General features: G+C 42.7%; 21 protein-coding genes, 3 tRNA genes and 1 riboswitch. Of the genes, 15 read left to right on the forward strand and 9 right to left on the reverse strand.

Annotated elements, in window-relative coordinates; translation table 11 throughout:
* Positions 1 to 6 precede the first annotated feature (6 nt).
* The 11 genes from recF to A7D23_RS11850 all read left to right on the forward strand — a co-directional run bounded on the left by recF (position 7) and on the right by A7D23_RS11850 (position 10,054).
* Complete coding sequence (gene recF, locus A7D23_RS11800) at positions 7 to 1,104, forward strand: DNA replication/repair protein RecF (protein WP_019224897.1); 1,098 nt, start codon at positions 7 to 9, stop codon at positions 1,102 to 1,104.
* A gap of 3 nt (positions 1,105 to 1,107) precedes the next feature.
* Positions 1,108 to 1,359, forward strand: coding sequence for a DUF370 domain-containing protein (locus A7D23_RS11805; RefSeq protein ID WP_019224896.1), 252 nt, complete (start codon positions 1,108 to 1,110; stop codon positions 1,357 to 1,359).
* A gap of 203 nt (positions 1,360 to 1,562) precedes the next feature.
* Positions 1,563 to 3,497 carry a DNA topoisomerase (ATP-hydrolyzing) subunit B gene (gene gyrB / locus A7D23_RS11810; protein WP_019224895.1) on the forward strand — a complete coding sequence of 645 codons (1,935 nt, stop codon included), beginning with the start codon at positions 1,563 to 1,565 and terminating at the stop codon, positions 3,495 to 3,497.
* A gap of 14 nt (positions 3,498 to 3,511) precedes the next feature.
* Complete coding sequence (gene gyrA / locus A7D23_RS11815; RefSeq protein WP_019224894.1) at positions 3,512 to 5,980, forward strand: DNA gyrase subunit A; 2,469 nt, start codon at positions 3,512 to 3,514, stop codon at positions 5,978 to 5,980.
* Positions 5,981 to 6,048: 68 nt separating this feature from the next.
* On the forward strand, positions 6,049 to 6,933 hold the full coding sequence (pdxS, locus tag A7D23_RS11820; RefSeq protein WP_019224893.1) for a pyridoxal 5'-phosphate synthase lyase subunit PdxS: 885 nt from the start codon (positions 6,049 to 6,051) through the stop codon (positions 6,931 to 6,933).
* The gene (pdxT, locus tag A7D23_RS11825) at positions 6,930 to 7,520 is read left to right on the forward strand and encodes a pyridoxal 5'-phosphate synthase glutaminase subunit PdxT (protein ID WP_019224892.1); all 591 of its coding nucleotides are present in this window, start codon (positions 6,930 to 6,932) and stop codon (positions 7,518 to 7,520) included. The genes pdxS and pdxT overlap by 4 nt, the downstream gene beginning before the upstream one ends.
* A gap of 12 nt (positions 7,521 to 7,532) precedes the next feature.
* Positions 7,533 to 8,798, forward strand: coding sequence for a serine--tRNA ligase (gene serS / locus A7D23_RS11830; RefSeq protein WP_019224891.1), 1,266 nt, complete (start codon positions 7,533 to 7,535; stop codon positions 8,796 to 8,798).
* A gap of 147 nt (positions 8,799 to 8,945) precedes the next feature.
* A tRNA-Ser gene (locus A7D23_RS11835) sits at positions 8,946 to 9,034 on the forward strand.
* A gap of 12 nt (positions 9,035 to 9,046) precedes the next feature.
* Positions 9,047 to 9,125: transfer RNA gene (locus tag A7D23_RS11840), tRNA-Arg, on the forward strand.
* A gap of 157 nt (positions 9,126 to 9,282) precedes the next feature.
* A complete protein-coding gene (gene tadA, locus A7D23_RS11845; RefSeq protein ID WP_019224890.1) occupies positions 9,283 to 9,738 on the forward strand; it encodes a tRNA adenosine(34) deaminase TadA in 456 nt (151 codons plus the stop codon).
* A gap of 222 nt (positions 9,739 to 9,960) precedes the next feature.
* Positions 9,961 to 10,054 (forward strand) — tRNA-Ser (locus A7D23_RS11850).
* Between the two features lie 17 nt (positions 10,055 to 10,071).
* On the opposite strand, the gene A7D23_RS11855 is transcribed toward A7D23_RS11850, so the two are convergent.
* From A7D23_RS11855 to A7D23_RS11865, 3 genes are all read right to left on the reverse strand, one after another.
* Entirely contained in the window at positions 10,072 to 11,409 is a 1,338-nt protein-coding gene (locus A7D23_RS11855) for a site-specific integrase (protein WP_242871522.1), read from the reverse strand.
* 92 nt (positions 11,410 to 11,501) lie between these two features.
* On the reverse strand, positions 11,502 to 11,735 hold the full coding sequence (locus A7D23_RS11860; protein WP_068883850.1) for a helix-turn-helix domain-containing protein: 234 nt from the start codon (positions 11,733 to 11,735) through the stop codon (positions 11,502 to 11,504).
* A gap of 609 nt (positions 11,736 to 12,344) precedes the next feature.
* Positions 12,345 to 12,767, reverse strand: a complete 423-nt coding sequence (locus tag A7D23_RS11865) for a sigma factor-like helix-turn-helix DNA-binding protein (RefSeq protein ID WP_068883852.1) — start codon at positions 12,765 to 12,767, stop codon at positions 12,345 to 12,347.
* Between the two features lie 524 nt (positions 12,768 to 13,291).
* Between A7D23_RS11865 and A7D23_RS11870 the strand changes: the two genes are divergently transcribed.
* Both A7D23_RS11870 and A7D23_RS16430 read left to right on the forward strand, forming a co-directional pair.
* On the forward strand, positions 13,292 to 13,618 hold the full coding sequence (locus A7D23_RS11870) for a helix-turn-helix transcriptional regulator (protein WP_068883854.1): 327 nt from the start codon (positions 13,292 to 13,294) through the stop codon (positions 13,616 to 13,618).
* Between the two features lie 140 nt (positions 13,619 to 13,758).
* A riboswitch (cyclic di-GMP riboswitch) is annotated at positions 13,759 to 13,847 on the reverse strand.
* A 270-nt stretch (positions 13,848 to 14,117) separates the two neighbouring features.
* The gene (locus A7D23_RS16430; protein ID WP_282432021.1) at positions 14,118 to 14,264 is read left to right on the forward strand and encodes a sigma factor; all 147 of its coding nucleotides are present in this window, start codon (positions 14,118 to 14,120) and stop codon (positions 14,262 to 14,264) included.
* A gap of 158 nt (positions 14,265 to 14,422) precedes the next feature.
* On the opposite strand, the gene A7D23_RS11875 is transcribed toward A7D23_RS16430, so the two are convergent.
* Positions 14,423 to 15,193: a hypothetical protein gene (locus A7D23_RS11875; RefSeq protein ID WP_068883857.1), complete on the reverse strand. Its 771-nt coding sequence runs from the start codon at positions 15,191 to 15,193 to the stop codon at positions 14,423 to 14,425.
* A 221-nt stretch (positions 15,194 to 15,414) separates the two neighbouring features.
* Between A7D23_RS11875 and A7D23_RS11880 the strand changes: the two genes are divergently transcribed.
* Positions 15,415 to 16,131 (forward strand): biosynthetic peptidoglycan transglycosylase, encoded by a 717-nt coding sequence (locus A7D23_RS11880; protein ID WP_068883859.1) that lies wholly within the window; start codon positions 15,415 to 15,417, stop codon positions 16,129 to 16,131.
* A gap of 230 nt (positions 16,132 to 16,361) precedes the next feature.
* On the opposite strand, the gene A7D23_RS16115 is transcribed toward A7D23_RS11880, so the two are convergent.
* The 4 genes from A7D23_RS16115 to A7D23_RS11900 all read right to left on the reverse strand — a co-directional run bounded on the left by A7D23_RS16115 (position 16,362) and on the right by A7D23_RS11900 (position 18,706).
* Positions 16,362 to 16,538 carry a hypothetical protein gene (locus tag A7D23_RS16115; RefSeq protein WP_176714415.1) on the reverse strand — a complete coding sequence of 59 codons (177 nt, stop codon included), beginning with the start codon at positions 16,536 to 16,538 and terminating at the stop codon, positions 16,362 to 16,364.
* Positions 16,539 to 16,676: 138 nt separating this feature from the next.
* Entirely contained in the window at positions 16,677 to 16,904 is a 228-nt protein-coding gene (locus A7D23_RS11890; RefSeq protein WP_068883864.1) for a hypothetical protein, read from the reverse strand.
* Between the two features lie 94 nt (positions 16,905 to 16,998).
* Positions 16,999 to 17,502 (reverse strand): DUF2127 domain-containing protein, encoded by a 504-nt coding sequence (locus A7D23_RS11895; protein WP_068883866.1) that lies wholly within the window; start codon positions 17,500 to 17,502, stop codon positions 16,999 to 17,001.
* Complete coding sequence (locus A7D23_RS11900) at positions 17,495 to 18,706, reverse strand: MFS transporter (RefSeq protein WP_242871523.1); 1,212 nt, start codon at positions 18,704 to 18,706, stop codon at positions 17,495 to 17,497. The genes A7D23_RS11895 and A7D23_RS11900 overlap by 8 nt, the downstream gene beginning before the upstream one ends.
* 105 nt (positions 18,707 to 18,811) lie before the next feature.
* Between A7D23_RS11900 and A7D23_RS11905 the strand changes: the two genes are divergently transcribed.
* Complete coding sequence (locus A7D23_RS11905; protein ID WP_068883868.1) at positions 18,812 to 19,033, forward strand: hypothetical protein; 222 nt, start codon at positions 18,812 to 18,814, stop codon at positions 19,031 to 19,033.
* Positions 19,034 to 19,117: 84 nt separating this feature from the next.
* On the opposite strand, the gene A7D23_RS11910 is transcribed toward A7D23_RS11905, so the two are convergent.
* The gene (locus A7D23_RS11910; protein ID WP_068883870.1) at positions 19,118 to 19,747 is read right to left on the reverse strand and encodes a phosphatase PAP2 family protein; all 630 of its coding nucleotides are present in this window, start codon (positions 19,745 to 19,747) and stop codon (positions 19,118 to 19,120) included.
* Between the last annotated feature and the right edge of the window lie 100 nt (positions 19,748 to 19,847).

Raw genomic sequence — 19,847 nt, forward strand, 5'->3', positions numbered from 1 at the left:
TTAAACATGTATATTAAAGAATTATATTTGGTTAATTTCAGAAATTATCAAGAACAAAAGATTGACTTCCAGCCGGGAATCAACCTGCTAATGGGTTCCAACGGTCAGGGAAAAACGAACATCCTTGAAGGAATCGGGTATCTTATTAGCGGTAAATCGGCCCACTGTAAGTCAGAAAATGATTTAATACGCTGGGGGGAGAAAAATTTTTATCTCTCAGGTTCTTTTCTAGTTTCAGAAAGGCTCTTCATGCTGGAGGGTTATTACGAGACCGGAAAAAAAGTCATGAAGATTAACCAATTGGCTTGTAAACGTCTTTCAGATTACGTTGGTACAGTCAATGGGGTTTCTTTTTATCCGGATGATTTAAATATTGTTAAAAAAGGACCCAACGAAAGAAGGCGTTTTATTGATCTGCTGATTGCCCAGATTAGACCTACGCATTTTGCCCTGCTAAATGCTTATTTAAGGGCTGTTCACCAGAAAAATATTCTTTTGAAAAACGAAAGGAATATTAATCTGTTAAGAATTCAGCTCCAGGCATGGAATGAGCAAATTTGTGAGATCGGTTCCAAGATTATCATTAATCGATCTGAATTTACAGATAAACTGAATACCCACTGCAGAAAGATATTTCAAAGCATTTTTTCGGATGAGGACCATCTCGATATCGTTTATCAAGCCTTAGGAAAAAAGGATTTAGAGCAGGCTTTACAAAGCTTTCCGGAGATACTTGAGAAAAAAATGATACAGGAAATTGAGAGAAAAGCTGTATTGTTCGGACCCCACCGCGACGAAATAATTATTTATCTTAATGGAAATGATACAAGAATATTTGCATCTCAAGGTCAGCAGCGTTCTCTGGTGCTCAGTCTAAAGCTGGCTGAAATGGAAATCATCCGGAATGAAAAAGATGAATATCCGATTTTACTGCTGGATGATGTTCTTTCCGAATTGGATGAATATCGGAGGGACTATTTGATTGAGTATATTAATACCCTGCAAAAACAGACAATCATCACCATGACTGGTGCAGATGACAGGATTACGAATCAGAACGCAGTGGTATATCAGGTATCTAATGGAAATATAAGGAGGAAATAGTTGATGTTTCTGCACATCGGTAATAATATTATGGTGAGAAAAGACAAAGTCATTCTGATCCTTGATTTGGATACAGCAGGAAGCAACCAGATTTCCCGCAGTTTGTTGAATAAAATGATGAAAAAGGGAAACGTACAGAATATTACTGAAAAAGGAAAAGAAAAGTCCTTTGTGATGACGGATTCGGAATATTATCTGTCTCCGATTTCTTCGTCAACGTTAATGAAAAGATCACAAAGCGGAAGTATTCTTTAGTGTATTAGCAAGTGTAAGCACTTTTTGATACATCTAGACTTCTAGGACTTCTGCCAAAGGATTGGCGCCAGCCAAGTTTTCTTTAAGGAAGACGATTCGTTGTTTTATTGACCTCCGGAAGCTGGGAGGTCTTCATATTTGAATGAAAGCAGATTTTATAGTATAATATTAAGGTTAAAGGATAAATTTGGGAGGGAACAGCTTTGCAAAATGAATCGGAATTAGCAAATCAAATAAATCCCGGATCTGATTATAATGCCGGCCAGATAGAAGTACTCGAAGGATTAGAAGCTGTTCGGAAACGCCCCGGTATGTACATCGGTTCCACCAGCAGCCGTGGTTTGCACCATCTGGTTTATGAGATCGTTGACAATAGCATCGATGAGGCTATGGCTGGTTACTGCGATGAAATAGAAGTTATTATTCATCAGGGAGAGAGTATTACTGTTCAAGATAATGGCCGCGGCATACCGGTTGATATGCATGCAAAGATGCAAAAGCCGGCAGTGGAAGTTGCCTTGACAGTATTGCATGCCGGCGGAAAATTTAATAACGAGGCTTATAAGGTTTCTGGTGGCCTGCACGGGGTCGGCATGAGCGTTGTTAATGCGCTTTCCGTTAATTTGCGTGTCGAGATCAAAAAAGATGGGAAAAAGTACAGCCAGGAATATTCCCGCGGCAAAACACTGACGGAACTTAAGGAAATAGGTACGTACCAAGGAAGATCCGGGACAATGATTACTTTCCAGCCTGATCCGGAAATCTTTGAAGATATCGTTTATGACTATGAAGTTCTGGCGCATCGTTTGAAGGAGCTTTCATTTCTGAATAAAAATGTCATGATTACTCTGATTGACGAGCGGAGCGAGGCCAAAGATGTCTATAATCACAATAATGGGCTGATTGATTTTGTAGAATATTTAAATAAAAATAAAGATCCGATTCATCAGAAAGCGATTGTATTTGAGACGGAGAAAGATAATACAAAGGTTGAGATCGCCCTTCAGTATAACGAAAGTTATACCGAAACCTTATTTTCGTATGCTAATAATATCAATACCACAGAAGGCGGGACGCACGAAGCGGGATTTAAAGCGGCCCTGACCAGAGTTGTTAATGACTACGCGCGTAAAAACAATATTTTAAAAGGCAATGAGAATAACTTAAGCGGTGAGGATGTCAGAGAAGGCCTTACAGCCATTATTTCGGTTAAGATCATGGAACCTCAGTTTGAAGGACAGACAAAGACCAAGCTGGGTAACAGTGAAGTTAGATCCATTGTCGACAGCGTGGTTGGCGAAGGTTTAACGACCTTTTTTGAAGAAAATCCAGCCGTTGCCAAGAAGATTGTTGAAAAAGGCTTGCAGGCTACCCGGGCAAGGCTTGCCGCCCGTAAGGCCAGAGATCTTACCCGCAGAAAAAGTGCATTGGAAAGTACTTCTTTGCCGGGTAAACTGGCCGACTGCACCTGGAAAGATCCAAGGTACTGTGAAATGTACATTGTCGAAGGAGACAGCGCCGGCGGCTCAGCCAAACAAGGCAGGAATCAGAAATTTCAAGCGATTCTGCCGTTGCGCGGTAAAATTTTAAACGTCGAAAAAGCCCGATTGGACAGGATTCTGGGAAATATGGAAATAAGAGCAATGATCACAGCGCTTGGAACCGGCATATCTGAAGATTTTGATATTGAAAAAGCCCGCTATCATAAAGTTGTGATTATGACAGATGCCGATGTCGATGGCGCACATATCCGGATTCTCTTGTTGACATTTTTCTACAGGTTTATGAAACCGCTGATTGAAAATCATTATGTTTATATTGCGCAGCCACCGCTTTTTAAGATTAAAAACGGTAAACAAATTCAATATGCTTATAGTGATAAAGAATTGAGTAAGGTTATGGAAACTGTCGGCAGAGAAAAGACAGAAATCCAACGCTATAAAGGTCTTGGTGAAATGAATCCCGAACAGCTTTGGGAGACAACCATGGATCCTGAATCGCGGACCATGTTCCAGGTCGAAATGGAAGATGCCATGAAAGCGGATGAATTGTTCACGATGCTGATGGGCGATAAAGTGGAGCCCCGTAAGGAATTTATTCAAAAACATGCCAGGGATGTACGAAATCTGGATATTTAAAGGAGCGTTGAACCATGTCCATGGAACTTTTTAGCGGCAAGGTTTTGCCCATTGAAATTTCCGATGAATTAAAAAAATCATTTATAGATTATTCCATGAGCGTTATTGTCAGCCGAGCCTTGCCGGATGTACGCGACGGACTGAAACCGGTTCATCGCAGAATTCTTTATGCGATGAATGAATTAGGGATGACGCCGAATAAAGGGTATAGTAAATCGGCCAGACTGGTCGGGGATTGCATGGGGAAATATCACCCACATGGAGATTCATCGATCTATGATGCGTCTGTCAGGATGGCGCAGAATTTTTCCAGTCGTTATCCTTTAATTGACGGACATGGCAACTTTGGTTCCATCGATGGCGATTCAGCGGCTGCCATGCGTTATACAGAGATGAAGATGGCTTCGCTGGCTACGTATATGCTGGCTGATATTGATAAGGATACCGTCAACTTTAGTCCGAACTATGATGAAAGAGAAAAAGAGCCGGACGTTTTGCCGGCGAAATTTCCGAATTTATTGGTTAACGGTTCTTCCGGGATTGCTGTCGGGATGGCCACGAATATACCGCCGCACAATCTGGGAGAAGTCATCGATGGCGTCGTATATTTGATGGACAGTGAGGATAACGAAGATGGAGCACCTCGACCTGGAATCAGAGATCTGATGAAATTTATTAAAGGACCTGATTTTCCGACCGGTGCCCAAATCATGGGCACGGAAGGAATCATCAGCGCGTACACGACTGGCAGGGGATCAATCAAGGTCCGGGCGAAGGCCAATATCGAAAAAATCGAAAAAAACGGGAAAATGCAGATCGTTGTTACGGAAATTCCGTATGTGGTCAATAAGTCCCGGCTGATTGAAAAGATAGCTGAACTTGTTCAGGAAAAGAAAATCGAAGGTATTACCGATTTGCGCGATGAGACCACAATGAAAGGGATTCGTATTGTGATTGAACTGCGCAGGGATGTTACACCTCAGGTCATTCTGAATCAGTTGTATAAGCATACCCAGATGGAAGATAGTTTCGGGATCAATATGCTGGCGCTGGTTGACAATACCCCGAAAGTACTCAACCTGCAGGAAATTCTGGAATATTTTATCAAACACCAAAAGGAAGTTATTGTCCGGCGCAGCCGGTTTGAACTGAAGAAAGCAGAAGATGAGGCACATATTGTTGAAGGACTGCGCAAGGCGCTGGACTATATCGATGAAGTCATTGAGATCATTCGTTCTTCCAAGGATGATGACATTGCCAAAGCCAAACTGATCCTGCGCTTTGATTTCAGCGACAGACAGGCCCAGGCGATTATGGACATGCGCTTAAAGCGCCTGACTGGTTTGGAACGTGAAAAACTGGATGCCCAGTATCAAAGGCTGATGGATGAGATTGCTTACCTGACGGCAGTTTTGAATTCGGACAAAATGGTTCGTGGAATTATTAAAACTGAACTGAAGGAAATCAGGGATAAATTTGCGGACCCGAGACGTTCAGAAATTACCTTTGATGCGACGAAGATGGAAATTGAAGATCTGATCGCGGATGAGGACGTCGTAATTACGGTCACACACAGAGGGTATATCAAAAGACTGCCCTTAAACACCTATCACAGCCAGAGAAGAGGTGGACGTGGTGTCAACGGCATGTCTACCGGAGAAAATGATTTTGTGGAGAGCCTGTTTATTGCCTCTACACATCATCATATTCTTTTCTTCACTTCACGTGGCAAGGTTTACCGTCTGCGGGCGCATGAAATACCTGAGGCAAGCCGGACCGCTAAAGGGACTGCGATTGTGAACCTTTTGAGTCTTGCGCAGGATGAAAAAGTCACTGCGACGATTGCTGTCAAGGAGTTTAAAGACCAATTCAACCTGCTGACAGCAACGAAAAACGGGATTGTCAAAAAGACTTCGCTCCAGGATTACGACACAAAAAGAAGTGATGGCTTGATTGCGCTGACGCTGGATGAAAATGACGAACTGATCGGCGTGCGCCTCACGAAACAAGATGATGATGTCGTGATTGCAACCCGTCTGGGTTTGGCGATTCGTTTCTCTGAGGAAGATGTCAGAGCCATGGGACGGACAGCCCGCGGCGTAAGAGGAATCTCTCTCAGGAAAGATGACTATGTCATTGCCATGGATGTCGTGGATAAAACCGCTAGTGATTTGGAATTGCTGACCGTTACCGAGAATGGCTTTGCTAAACGAAGCGAACTCAGTGAATTCCGGATCCAGGGACGCGGTGGCAAAGGCATTATCGGGCACAGAGTCACTTCTAAGACTGGGCCTCTGGCCGCCGTCAAGGTCGTCACCGCCGATCAGGAACTGATGGTCATTACCGATGAAGGCATTGTGATCCGTCAGGAAGTCAGCGGCATCTCCGTCCAGGGGAGATCGGCCCAGGGAGTCACTGCCATGAGAACCGGTGAAAGCAAGGTCGTGGCCGTAGCTAAATTTGTAAGCAAAGAAGAAGAATAAACGATTAATAAAATGATGTTAGCAGGGAACAATAGGACGATTAACAGATCTATTAGGAGGAATCATTCATGGTTGAGGTAGCTTCATGGAAAGTAAAAACAGGCTTGGCGGAGATGTTAAAAGGCGGCGTCATTATGGATGTCACAACACCCGAGCAGGCAAAAATAGCGGAGGAAGCTGGGGCCTGTGCAGTTATGGCCCTGGAAAGAGTGCCCTCTGATATCCGGGCGGCAGGCGGTGTGGCAAGAATGGCCGATCCTACCATCGTTAAAAAAATCATGGAGGCTGTAACCATTCCGGTTATGGCTAAAGCAAGAATCGGACACTTTGTCGAAGCCCGGATCCTGGAAGCACTTGGCGCGGATTACATCGATGAGAGCGAAGTTCTGACTCCTGCCGACGACCTTTATCACATTGATAAGCATAATTTTAAAGTGCCATTTGTCTGCGGTGCGCGCAATCTCGGTGAAGCCCTGCGTCGGATTGGCGAGGGTGCTGCGATGATCCGCACCAAAGGTGAACCCGGAACAGGCAATGTGGTTGAGGCAGTGCGTCATATGCGGACGGTTATGGCCGATATCCGCCGTCTGACCACCATGCCGAAAGAGGAACTGATGACCGCAGCCAAGGAAATGGCTGCACCTTACGATTTAGTTCTATATGTTGCCGAACACGGCAAACTGCCGGTTGTAAATTTTGCCGCAGGCGGAATTGCAACACCGGCTGATGCAGCCCTCATGATGCAGCTGGGTTGCGACGGTATTTTTGTTGGCTCCGGCATATTTAAATCCTCTGAACCAGCCAAGAGAGCCAGAGCAATCGTTCTCGCAACTACTCATCACAATGATCCGGACATACTGGCCAAACTTTCCGAAGAAATCGGTGAAGCAATGCCTGGTCTGGAGATTTCCTCGATTGCTCCGGCGGAAAGAATGCAGGATCGGGGCTGGTGAGCATGAAAAAGAAGATTGGTGTCCTGGCTATCCAGGGCGCTTTTCGCGAGCACTGCAAATCTTTGGAAAAACTTGGAGTTGAAGCAGTTGAAGTCCGCAGTGTCGATGATTTAAAAGGAATCAGTGGGCTGATTATTCCCGGCGGGGAAAGCACAGCAATCGGTAAGCAGCTTGAAATTGACGGTTTTGGCGATAAAATTGTAGAAATGGCTGGTGAAGGTTTTCCCATTTTTGGGACGTGTGCCGGTATGATTCTGCTCAGTAAAAAAATTGACCGGAGTAACCAGTATTCTTTGGGGCTTCTGGATATCTCCGTCAAACGAAATGCTTTTGGCCGGCAGATTGCGAGTTTTGAAGCGGATATCCCGGTTAAGGGACTAAAAGGCGGAAATTTGCGAGCCGTATTCATCCGCGCGCCGTATGTGACGGAAGCAGGTCCGGAGCTTGATGTGCTGGCCGCATATGCCGGCAAGATTGTCTTGGTCCAGGATGATCATATTCTGGCCAGCGCGTTTCATCCCGAGCTTACCGACGATACCAGAATTCATGAATATTTCATTAACATCGTTGATCAGTATCGAAAATAGGAGGGGCCCGTTATGCTCGATCTAAAATTTGTGCGCAGCAATCCCGAGATTGTCAAAGAAGCGTTAGCGAAACGCTGTGCCGATATCAACCTGGATGATTTTTTGCGCCAAGAGGAAAAAAGACGGCAAATCTTATTTGAGGCGGAAAATCTGAAAGCGGAACGCAATAAGGTATCTGAAGAAGTTGCCCGGCGGAAGAAAAGCGGGCAGGATGCCGAGGAGCTGATCCTTCAAATGCGTGAGGTTGGTCAGAACATCAAAACGCTGGATGACAGTTTAAACGAGATCGAGCAAAAAATGCTGGAAGTACTCTATTTGATCCCGAATATTCCCGATGCATCTGTTCCGGTTGGTAAAGATGAAAATGATAACATCCAAGTCCGCAAATGGGGTGAACCCAGGAAGTTTGAATTTCAACCACTGGCCCACTATGAGCTGGGGGAAAACCTAGATATTTTAGATTTTGCCCGGGCCGGCAAAGTAACCGGGACTCGATTTACGTTCTACAAAGGGCTCGGAGCGCGCCTGGAAAGAGCCTTGATCAATTTTATGATGGACAGGCATGCTGCCAAAGGCTATACGGAGGTCTTTCCGCCGTTTATGGTCAACCGGCAGTCTATGATTTCCACCGGCCAGCTGCCCAAATTTGAAGAAGACGCTTTTAAAGTAGAAAAAACTGATTATTTCCTGATTCCTACAGCGGAAGTACCGGTCACCAATATTTACAGAGATGAGATCCTTGAAGCAGATATGCTTCCAATTAAATTTTGTGCCTACAGTGCGTGTTTCCGCGCCGAAGCCGGAGCGTCCGGGAGGGATACCCGCGGGCTGATCCGCCAGCATCAGTTTAATAAAGTCGAGCTTGTAAAATTCTCCTTTCCGGAGAACTCTTTCCAGGAGTTGGAGATGCTGACCGCGGATGCTGAAGCGATTTTGCAGGAACTGGAACTCTCTTACCGCGTTGTTGCCTTGTCCACCGGCGATCTTGGATTCAGCTCTGCTAAAACGTACGACATTGAAGTATGGCTGCCAAGCTTTAATCTGTACAGGGAAATATCTTCCTGCAGCAATTTTATTGATTTTCAGGCCAGAAGAGCGAATATTCGCTTTCGGCGCGGACCTAAGGAAAAACCGGAGTTTGTGCATACCTTGAACGGCAGCGGACTGGCCATCGGCAGGACCGTATCGGCCATTCTGGAGAACTACCAGGAAGAAGACGGCAGAATCAGGATTCCGAAAGTACTGGTTCCGTACATGGGCACGGAATTTATTGGTTAGATTAGAATAAAAGTTTTTTAGATTATGTTGAGAGCATTAATTCAATTAGATTATTATATTATTTGTTGCTTCATTATTTAAAATTGGCGCAAACAGCTTCTTGTTTAGTTATAAAGTTTATGTTATACTATCTTTCGTCTTACTGCTGGAGGGGTGTCCGAGCGGTTTAAGGAGCCGGTCTTGAAAACCGGTGACTCCGAAAGGGGCCGTGGGTTCGAATCCCACCCCCTCCGCCATGCAATCCATATGGCCTCGTAGCTCAGGTGGATAGAGCGGGGGTTTCCTAAACCCTGTCTTGCGGGGGTTCGAGTCCTCCCGGGGCCACCATTATATTGCAAAGGTTTTAAGGCCTTTTTTTTATTAGATTTGCCGTTGCAAACGTTTAGAAGTACTCGTACTATGTCAATCCTGAATCTGTATTTCCTGTCCAGCATATTTTGATTTTTCTGCGGACCTGGCAGGATGGTATTCGAGGCTGAGAGAAATGAAACATGAAGATTGGATGAGACTTGCGCTTGACCAAGCCCAAAAGGCGTATGACTGCAATGAGATTCCGGTTGGTGCGCTCGTTGTCGTGAATCAGCAGATTCTCTCTGTCGCCTTCAATGAAAAAGAGCAGAAACAAGACCCGACCGGACATGCCGAAATCCTTGCCATCCGGCGAGCAGCTGAAGTGATGGGTCACTGGCGGCTGACGGATGCGACGTTGTATGTCACCTTGGAACCCTGCCCGATGTGTGCCGGCGCGATTCTTCAAGCTAGGATCAAACACCTGATCTACGGAGCGACGGATGCCAAAGGCGGCGCTGTTGAGTCCGTGATGAATGTACTGAACAGAAACTGCTGGAATCACAAAGTTGAAGTCACGGCAGGCGTCTTGGAAGAAGAATGCTCAGTACTGTTAAAACAATATTTTCGGGAAAAACGTACCAAAGCCTAAAGCAAAACCCCATAAAGCATAAAAATATTATATTTATCATGGAGAAGTAGCGAAGTGGTCATAACGCGCCGCACTCGAAATGTGTTGGGCAATGTGGAAGTCATGTAACCGGAAACCTTGATTTCATGGGGTTTTCTAAACCCTCGGAGTTCGAATCAGGACAGATTTTTGAGCTGTTCTATCCAAGTTCTATCCGAGGTGTTAGAATAAAGTTAATAATTCGGAGAAGTACCCAAGTGGCTGAAGGGTCCGCACTCGAAATGCGGTAGGCCTGGTTTTCCCGGGCGCAAGGGTTCAAATCCCTTCTTCTCCGCCATCATGGAGCTGTTGATTCTAAAGATTAGCAGCTCCTGCCATTTTAAGCGGTAAAGATTTCTGAATGATCTTGGCTGTTTTTTTCTTGGACTGGTACTCCAAATGACCATAAGTATTAACCGTTGTCCGAATATCGCTGTGACCAACCCAATCCCTGATCCGCTCCATAGGCACCTCGTTGGCCATCATCAGCCCTACGCACGAGTGTCGAAGGTCATGGAACCTGACATGAGGCAATCCGGCCTTTCTGAGTAAATCACGGTGTCTGTTGGTTATATAGTCCGGGTCGATGATTTCCCCCATAGGATGAACGCAAAGATAACCAAGCCATTCCTTGCTGTAAGAACTGCCGCAAAGCGCTCTCAGTTCTTTATTTTCCGCTATCTTAGCTTTTATCCTTTCCTCGACATAAGGAATTAAAGGATAAGTACGGTTGCTTGAATCCGTTTTGAGCTTGTCGGACGGGATATATATTTTTTTCTTGTCGATCACTGCTTTTGTTACGGTGTGGCTGGCCCGAAAGAATTTATACCTGAAATCAAACTGGCTTTCTCTGGAGCCCAGACATTCACTGCGCCGCATTCCATAAAATCCACCAAGCAATATAGGGATTTCAATTATATCACCTACAATAAATTCGAGATAGTATTGCATTTGTTCGGCATTGAGTGTAGCCGCATTATATTTCTCGATTTTGTGCAGAGTGATGGCGCTGTTCGGATTCACGCTAATCATCTTTTTGCTGACGGCATAATTTAATGCCTGGTTGATAATGGTGTAATCTTTAGCAACCGTCGCCTTCTTCTTGCCATGTTTCAGCCGGTAAGAATAATGTCCCTTAAGCAACTCAGGAGTAATCTCTTGGACAGTACATCCGTAAGCCATGAATGTCGGGTATAAGTTTTGTTTTATGTTTTCTGCATAGCCAGCCCAAGTATTAAGCTTGATTGTCTTGTCAAAGTTAAAATCTTCGCCCACAACAATGTTATCCGGGTGTCTAAAGGCAAGCCACTCTTTTAATAAATCTGCAAACAAGGGATTTGCTGAAGAGTCTCCATCTGAATCATCCTGAACACTGTTGTTTTCAGGTTCTTCATGTGCCAAAGTCTTATCGGCCACGCCATTTTTTAAGTCAAGTGAATATTGGATTCTAGCCGATAAACATTGGCTTTCGGCTTCTGCTTCATTTTCCCCGATTGCAGGAAGTCCTGTTGAAATCCAAAGAGGCTTGCGCATTCCATTCTTATCCTTCCGGTTGAGGACAGTGTAATAATATCCCTTCTTAGTTGTTGTAAATCCTCCGATCAAGTCATCCTCGGTCAATCTGACCATTTCTAGCATTTTAGTGAGTTCCATATGTTCCTCCTTTCAAATTGATCACTCACCTGCCGTTGACGGGATGAGTGTAGCACAATGAAAAAGGTTCGTAAAATGTGCAAATCTCATTTTTATTCGCTTTCTCTGCTTGGACCTATTCTCAGATAACTCAATAAAAATGGCTTGGGAATTTTATAGGCTCGGCCAACCTTTAGGCATTCAATTTTATTTTCTTGTATCAGACCGTATCCTGTCTTTAGGCTAATGCTAAGAATTTTACACATTTGCTTCATATCGAGCACATCGGGGTATCCTTTTAGCATAATTCGGTAGGCTTTTTCTTGTGATAATTTTTCATTTGCCATAGTCAAGCCTCCTTTTCGTTTACAAATCAATCTTCAAAAACCCCTTCTTTTTCCAACAAACTACTGTTATTTCTATTTTTGATTAGGGCAGCAGGGGATGCGCTTTCGTTTAGGACACATAGACACGTAGACACGTAGACACGTAGATCATAAACAGGCACACCCCTTACTGCACTTCTGTTTTGGTTTAAAAAGATTATGTCTTATCTGGCGGACGGAGGCTGACCGTCCTCATAGGAATTTCACCTCTCCCAGGTTCTCTGCAAGCCGCCCCCATTGCGTGATCCTGCTTAAGCAGGGCTGTGGCTGGACGGAAGTATCATTATCCCACTGTATGTGTCATCGCCTTTAATGCTGCCAGCATTTATTTATAGCACGGATATTAATCGCTCGTACCTGACCTAATTCAATCGCAACATCATTTATACTTCACTAAATCCGATTGTTGATGGACTGGTGGTTATGGCGTATCTGCTATTTGGCTTTCCTTTTCAGGACATACAGGGAAAGTACCGAATAAAACAATTATTTAATTGTCAAAGATCAGTTAAGGGGGAAGAATTTGTCCCTCTAATAACCACTTCATTTTTTAGGCAAAACCGCAGGGTGTTACCGAAAATTTTTTAAAAACTTTTCGATATTTTTTAGTCCGCGTTCGATGGATTCCCTAACTGCGCTTTCACTAATGCCATCTGCTTTAGCAATGGCGGCTTTGCTTATACCTAAAAAGAAATGAGCATAAACACGTTTTGCCTGTTTTTCCGGCAAACTGTTGATGGCAGTATACAACTCATGATTGGTCACTCTCCTCTCATAAATCTCTTGAGGAGACAAGGAAATGAAAACAATTTCCTGCTCAATACCGTCACCACGCTCGAGAGAGTAATAGGCTTTGTGTCTGTATGTGCGTAATTTGTAAGCATTCTCACGCAGCTTGAAGCACTTCAGGGATGAAGCGATTTCATCCGAAACTTCAACAAAAAAGTCAGATTGATAGAACGGGTAATAATCCCGCAAATTGATCCTTTTCATTTTCAGACCTCCGTTTTGATTTTTTTGTAAAAACCAAAACAGAGGGTGGGGAACGGCAACCGATGGAATTTTTATTTATATAGCAATAAATACTCATCCGGAGAAAATCCAAACAAGCATTTAGGAATTTATATATCCTGTTTTCTAGTTCCAAGAGTTCTACATAATAGCAACACTTATCCGTTGAAAAATATACGCTTTTTTTAACAAGTCAAGATTTAGGGGGATAAAGTAAACGTTAAAGAAAGTTGCTTCTACGCCAGCCCGCTTATTAAAAATAGCGGCTGCTTGCTTTTTATAGTATTATTGTTAAACACAAATATCCCCCCAAATCTGCAAATTTGGAGGGGTATTTGTTGTAAAGGACATCAAAAATGGGCCCGCCAAACTTGTTTTTTTTTTGGCTGAGCCGAAAACAACTTATATAATTTTCAAATGCGTTCCATCAGTTCCTCTATATATAGATATGTAGCAGCGTTTTATTTTCCTTTTAGGAACTATAGACTGTTATGTGAGGTGAACTAATGGTGCATAATGATTTGGACAAATTGGGTGACATTATTAAAGCCGCCCGAAAAAACAAGAACCTTACACGAGATCAATTAGCTGAAAGAGTAGGTATAACTTCCCGCTACCTTATGGCTATTGAAAACGAAAATCATAAACCGAGTTACAATCTCCTTTTCCATCTTATCAGGGAGTTAGGCATATCAGCGGATACAATTTTCTTTCCGGAAAATAAAGTTATGAATACTGAACTAGAGCAACTTACCCGGTTACTTCGACTGTGTGATGAGCGTGATCTTAAGATCGCAACAGCCACCGTAAAAGCTCTGCTGGATACTAAGTAGCGTAAAAACCGGATAACCTAGAACCATTGTGTTTCAACCAACTGGAAGGCAGTGGTATTTTTTATGGGATTTATGAACTCCCCTGTAGCAACAAAACGCGAAAACCTGCCGTTTAAGGGCAGGTTTAGACAATGAGTCTCCATGGTAGCCTGGCTGTCATAGTGCTTATATGCACTTTAGACCCAAGGCTTTGCGTCCCTGCCTTTTGACAGGTTTGCCCTTATCATTGATAATTCATTTAATTTTTATGAGGACGGTTTATCCCAAGCAAATACTTTTCTATTCGACGGTCAATCCCTGGTTCATTTTTACCTTTCATACAAATAAACGAAAAAACAAGGGACAAAGCAACAATATGGATTATGTACTATAATCGGGGTAATATCTTGTAATAATTTACATTTTATACACTTGTTGTTATTTTACTAAAAAAAAGCAAAAAATGCAAAAAAGGTAAAAAAATAAAATAAATAAAGAAAACCGAAGCAAGCTGGAAACCTTGTATAAAGAATATGCTTCTTTGGCGTATAAAGTGATAAATAGGATTTTGAAAGATGAATATTTGGCTCAAGACGCTGTTCAGGAAGCTTTTGTGAATATTTCAAATTTAAAGACCAGAAACAAAGCAAAGGAAAAACTCGATTAGAGGGGCTTTTGCGGAGCGGCAAAGAAGGGCTTCAATGCTTCATTTTGATTGCGGTAAGGGAAAGGAGTTAAGTCACTTTATAATCATCCTTATATCCAACCCATATTCTGAGCGAGATTCAACAACTGGCTGCAAAAATAGGAATTATTTATAATCTATTATTTTTTGATGTTAGACCATGCAGGATAGAGAATATTCCTATGATTATTTCTTTCTTTGATTGTAGCATAAATCACTAAAATAATTAGTCCTGCTGCAAGGACTATGGATGTTCCAGCGGAACCGAGTCCAAGGCCGCCTTTCTCATGAGATTTCCAAAGAAAATCTCCCATTGTTGCGCCAAACGGGCGGGTTAAAACGAATGCGGCCCAGAATAGAAATACCCGCGAAATTTTTGAAAGATACTTTGCCAATACTATTAATGCTAATAAACCACTGATGAGAAGCGTGCCTCCAAAAAATCCAAGACCGGAGTTATCGGATATAAAATCCCCAAGCGCAGTACCAAGCGTATTAGAAAATAAAATCGCAGTCCAAAACAAGATTTCAGATGTTTTTGTATTTATTTTATTTACTGAAAGGGGAATCCCGCTTAAACGCCAGACTATAAAAATTATTACTAAAATTGAAATCAATATAAAAGAACCAACTGCATAGCCAAGGCCTAAGGTTCTATCCATAAAATCCGACATAACAGTTCCTGATGTACTTGTTGCAAGTATGACTGACCAATAAAGCCATGGATGGTATTTTCTGCTGAAAAGTTGTAATATGACAAGAACTGCAAAAAAACGAATGAAAATTAGTGCGCTTGCAGCGTATCCTACATTCAAAGTTTGGGCAATAAGATCGCCGCCGGTTTCGCCCAATGTTGTTGCAAAGATTTTCATTATCCAAAAAAGCAGTGTGATTTGCGGTATTTTCCTCATACGCAGGTTCTCTCTTCTTCCGGTATTCTTTGAATTAAGTCAATCAAAATTATTTATGTTTAGATAAGGACGAATATACTTAGAAAATTATTTGAATATTGGATTATAATTTTAAAACCTTACATTTTTTTTATGGTAATTTTCTTTTTATTTTAGAATTGATGTGTTAAAAACAAATAATAATAGATACAGCTAATAAGCCTTTTCCAAACGGAGGAATTATGCGCTTCGTAAAAGGATTGCTAAAATTATTAATATTATTGTTTATTGTATTAGGCATTTGCTGGTTTGGGTTAAAATTTTATTTTACTCATATCAACAGTGTTGCTGATACCGTTCGCAGTGAAGCGTTAACCTCGGTAAAAAAACATAATAGTCAATTTATAACTTATGATGAAATTCCGGAGACATATCGAAATGCCGTAATCGCAACTGAAGACAGCAGTTTTTTTACAAACAAAGGTATTGATCCCGATGGAACTTTGCGGGCGGTTATTGTAGATATTCGCAGTAAACAGCCGCTTCAAGGCGGCTCCTCAATCACTCAGCAGCTGGTTCACAACACAATTCTGAGCCGTACGGTGAAATCAATAACTTGGAAATTTCTTGAAGGTATTTATGCCATTGGATTATATGATACGATGAGCAAACAAGAAATCTTTGTGCTCTATGCCAATGTTATTTACTTCGGACATGGGGCTTACGGTTTGTATCAAGCGGCAGAAATATACTTTGGCAAAATCCCGTCAGCGTTAAACGCGGGCGAACAAACAATGCTTGCCGGAATTCCGAATGCCCCCAATGATTATGATCCCTATAAAAATATGGTACTTGCTCGACAACGGCAAAATATCGTCGTCCAGAGCATGGTTGGCAACGGTGTAATCAGCGGGTCTCGAGCAAAGAAGATCTTAAGCGAACCGATTAAGTTGAAATAGACATAAAGAGTAAACCTCTATTTTAGAAAAAACCGTTTCAAGTGGTTTTACTTGAAAACGGTTTTTCATGTCCAGTGGAAATGTTGTAAAACCTTCATTATGTTCATTTGTCAATGTAAGTGGAATTTTATATGTTTTATCCTTTATTTATTATGGATAAATGAAATATAAACGAATTGTAATAGAACTTAGTAAACCGATTTAAGTCTGAGACACTATTTGAATTTAGGCTAGCCAGGCTGGCCGACAATTACAAGTTCAGAAGTTGTGACGCCCTGAGAATTTTGGACATACCTTAAGCCAGGAGTATATCCAAAAATCGTTATATTGCCGCCAGTGCCGAAATTTGTTCCTGTGTTGACAAGCAGGCAATCTACTGTCGTCGTACCGTCACTTCCTAACATCATCTGTTCAGAGGCCTTAGTCCCAATAATCAGATTAAGCAAACTATTTTGTATCGGCTCGGTTTGTACTGATTTAACAGTGCCGGAAAGCTTCAGGTATTTCCCAAAGTAATTTGCCGGTCTGGATGAAACGTCATTTACTTATGGGCTTACCGGTTCAGAGGCGTTGCTTGTATCCAGCAAATAGAGCGACAGTAAGATGTTGCCGTTTTTTGTTGCATCCGTAACCTGGGTTTTCCATTTAAGAGAGGGGAACGAAGGCGGCAGTATGCCGGTAGAGTTTGTCCGGAAAATTGCGATTAGGACTAAAACGATTGCAATAATCATCAAATGAGTCTGTGTCAGTTTCGGTAAAGGTCGTTGTCCCATAGATCTTCACCTTGCTTCAATCGGAAGTTAACAGTATGAATATATGATTTGCAGATACTTTTTATGTAGTCGAAAATGAGGACAACATAGCAATTTACGCATGCTCGGCTGAGTTTAACTGCATTTTGACTCTTTTATATTCCATAATGGTTAAGAAAATCATGATAATATCAAGTCCCGTGAGCAAGATAAGAAACACCGATGGACTGAAGGTGTAGCGGTATATTTGATAGGCGATGAACAAGACCAAAGAGAGTACGGCAAGCGGGTAGGCCCATAATTTTTTGCGCCATAACAAAAGGATAAGAACGCTTTTGATGATTCCATGAGAAACCAAATAAAACACTCCAAAATCTTGGGTGCTGATGGAAAAACTGTGGCCTAAAGTCACCAATAAATTAGAAAACTTGTCCTGCGGGTCTTCAGACAATTCGTGCTGGGTCAGCAGGCGTATCAGCCAGTTAAGCCTGTCCGGAGTCAGAAATATCAGAAAGATACCGCCGATAATTTCCAACAAGCTGTCCAGGCCTTTCAGGAGCAAGCCAATTTCAAAGCTAATATGAAAAATTTCTCTTAGACTTACTTTTTTTTTATTCATCAGTTGTACTCCCGTTACATTTGCTAATAGTATTCTTGCCCAATATCAATCCGATCATAACCGCTGCAACAAGTCCTATCATGCCGCCAAACCAGAACGGGGCGTCGGAATTTATCCGGTCCCACATTAACCCAGCAATAATTGATGAGAGGAGAAGGCCGATACCTTGGAGCATGCCGTAAATCCCCAGAACGGTTCCTTTGTAGCCTGGCGGTGCATTTTCTGCTATAAAGGCTCGTTCCGCGCCGCTAATAAACGCGGTATAAGCGCCGTAAGCAATAAACAAAACGATTATGCCCGCTCTTGCTGTAAGCAAAGCAAACCCGAGGTAGACAAAACCGTAAATAAGATACCCAGGTACAAGGACTCTGCTCCTGCCGAACTTATCGGACATTTTGCCGGACGGAATAGCCAGTATGGATGTGGCAACGTTGAATATTAAATAGAGCAAAATTACGTGCGAAGCTGAAAAGCCGCGCTCCTGGGCTTTCAGCAGCAAAAAAGTGTTGGATGAATTGCCGAGGCAAAACATGAACATAACAGCCAGATACAGCTTTAGTCTACTATCCAGCTTAACTCCTTTCAGGGAAAGCTTCTCGCCTGAAGGTTTAGCGCCTTTTTTTTCCCGGATTGAAGGGATAATAAGAATGCCGATAACAGCCGGGATAATAGAGAAAAGGAAAGCTTTCTGAAAGCCGAAACCGGTTGCGAAAAATATAAATGCCAGCAGCGCGCCAAGCGACGAACCCGCCATATCCAGCATTTTATGCAAGCCGAAAGAACCTCCCAGCTTTTTCTGTTCGCTTGACTGGGCGACCAGCGCGTCACGCGGCGCTGTACGGATGCCTTTGCCCGTACGGTCGACCACTCTCGCCGCTAAAACACCAATCCAGGAAGCGGATAGAAGAAGGAACACCTTATAAATAACGGAAGCGGAATACCCGGTAAAAGCCAGCTTCTTTTTATTGTGATAAACATCCCCGATATAGCCGCTGAACACCTTAAGCAGGGAAGCGATGCTTTCCGCAATCCCTTCAATGAGTCCAACAATGGCGGGCGTAGCGCCAAGCGTGGCTGTCAAAAAAAGCGGAATGAGCGGATACACCATTTCGGTACTCATGTCCACAAAAAAACTGACAAGACCGATTAAGACAATGTTAGAAAAAACTTTTTTCCTTTCCGTTTCTATCCCCAGCTTTCTCAATAATTACTTCCTGTTAAATTGTATTATATAAGATTAATAATTGCATTTTATAATCTAATTTTAATATTCGTATGTCTAAGATAGACAAAAAAGGAGGTGAATATGATGATAGCATCAATAAGCGGGACGCTTATGCAGCCGCAAGCTATTCCTTATCAAAATCAGACAGCGGCTCTAAGAAAAGTTAGCCAAGGGGAGGAAGCTGCAGAAAGCCCGGCGGAGCGAATTGCGGAACTGGCTCAGTCTACGGGGCAAACTAATTCTAATAATGCTGCTAAACCATCACATTCAGGGACACTGGGGCGTAACGTTGATTTTCAAATTTAATCCCTGCAGCAAAAACCCCGTATTGCTTGTCTTGACGGTAATACGGGGTCTGACTGTAATGGAAAGACAAGTTTTACGGATAGCTTACCCTGATCCGGACGTAAGCAATAATCCGTATGGATTGCCTGGCAAAAGCTTAAGGTTAATGGAGTGGTTGAAGTCTGCCAGGGTATTCAAAACTAATGAATGCAACTCAGGTATTTTCAGCGCAATAACAGCGCATAAAAAGCCGAGGATGACGCCGCCGATGATATCGGAAGGATAATGCACATGGAGATAGACTCTGGAAAAAGAAATGACGACTGCTAAGGCCAAAATCAAGTATTTATACGGCAGGTTCAGCGACCAGCTTACGCCTAATACTGCAAAGGAAGACGTTGTATGTCCGGAAGGAAAAGAAAAGGAATGCGGAAACTTGATTAAATAGCTATAATTCTCCGACACTGCCGGCGGCCGTTCCCGTTTTACCAAGTACTTGATTAATCCCTCGCCCCAGAGCAAACCTAAACTCAAGGCCAGAAGGATATTCAATAAATTTGTCAGGTTGTTTCTCCAGAGGATAACAGCAGTCACTACATAAACCTGTCCGTAATTATTGGTACGGGTGATTTTAGGCATGACCTTGTCCAAGATGGAGTTTTTCATCTTGATGGAGCATGCTTCAAGCAGAATATTATCAAGTTTTATGAACTTGTCATATAGAGCGTTTTTCATACCCTTACGGCTCCATGTCCTATGTTTATTTATTACACGCCGGATAGGATATTAAGTTGCAATTTTATCATTATTTTGTGAAATATAAATCTGCAACCTA

The organism is Dehalobacter sp. TeCB1 (assembly GCF_001707455.1).
Taxonomy (GTDB): Bacteria; Bacillota; Desulfitobacteriia; order Desulfitobacteriales; family Syntrophobotulaceae; genus Dehalobacter; species Dehalobacter restrictus.

What these genes read in the sequence shown, in the direction of transcription:
- A7D23_RS16115 (WP_176714415.1), bottom strand. Translation starts at nt 16,538, where the DNA reads ATGATGTTAGGAAGTGACGGTACGACGACAGTAGATTGCCTGCTTGTC.
- recF (WP_019224897.1), top strand. Translation starts at nt 7, where the DNA reads ATGTATATTAAAGAATTATATTTGGTTAATTTCAGAAATTATCAAGAA.
- A7D23_RS11860 (WP_068883850.1), bottom strand. Translation starts at nt 11,735, where the DNA reads ATGGCAAATGAAAAATTATCACAAGAAAAAGCCTACCGAATTATGCTA.
- A7D23_RS11905 (WP_068883868.1), top strand. Translation starts at nt 18,812, where the DNA reads ATGATAGCATCAATAAGCGGGACGCTTATGCAGCCGCAAGCTATTCCT.
- serS (WP_019224891.1), top strand. Translation starts at nt 7,533, where the DNA reads ATGCTCGATCTAAAATTTGTGCGCAGCAATCCCGAGATTGTCAAAGAA.
- A7D23_RS11895 (WP_068883866.1), bottom strand. Translation starts at nt 17,502, where the DNA reads ATGAATAAAAAAAAAGTAAGTCTAAGAGAAATTTTTCATATTAGCTTT.
- A7D23_RS11910 (WP_068883870.1), bottom strand. Translation starts at nt 19,747, where the DNA reads ATGAAAAACGCTCTATATGACAAGTTCATAAAACTTGATAATATTCTG.
- pdxS (WP_019224893.1), top strand. Translation starts at nt 6,049, where the DNA reads ATGGTTGAGGTAGCTTCATGGAAAGTAAAAACAGGCTTGGCGGAGATG.
- A7D23_RS11890 (WP_068883864.1), bottom strand. Translation starts at nt 16,904, where the DNA reads ATGGGACAACGACCTTTACCGAAACTGACACAGACTCATTTGATGATT.
- A7D23_RS11880 (WP_068883859.1), top strand. Translation starts at nt 15,415, where the DNA reads ATGCGCTTCGTAAAAGGATTGCTAAAATTATTAATATTATTGTTTATT.
- A7D23_RS11805 (WP_019224896.1), top strand. Translation starts at nt 1,108, where the DNA reads ATGTTTCTGCACATCGGTAATAATATTATGGTGAGAAAAGACAAAGTC.
- A7D23_RS11865 (WP_068883852.1), bottom strand. Translation starts at nt 12,767, where the DNA reads ATGAAAAGGATCAATTTGCGGGATTATTACCCGTTCTATCAATCTGAC.
- A7D23_RS11875 (WP_068883857.1), bottom strand. Translation starts at nt 15,193, where the DNA reads ATGAGGAAAATACCGCAAATCACACTGCTTTTTTGGATAATGAAAATC.
- tadA (WP_019224890.1), top strand. Translation starts at nt 9,283, where the DNA reads ATGAAACATGAAGATTGGATGAGACTTGCGCTTGACCAAGCCCAAAAG.
- A7D23_RS11870 (WP_068883854.1), top strand. Translation starts at nt 13,292, where the DNA reads ATGGTGCATAATGATTTGGACAAATTGGGTGACATTATTAAAGCCGCC.
- gyrA (WP_019224894.1), top strand. Translation starts at nt 3,512, where the DNA reads ATGTCCATGGAACTTTTTAGCGGCAAGGTTTTGCCCATTGAAATTTCC.
- A7D23_RS11855 (WP_242871522.1), bottom strand. Translation starts at nt 11,409, where the DNA reads ATGGAACTCACTAAAATGCTAGAAATGGTCAGATTGACCGAGGATGAC.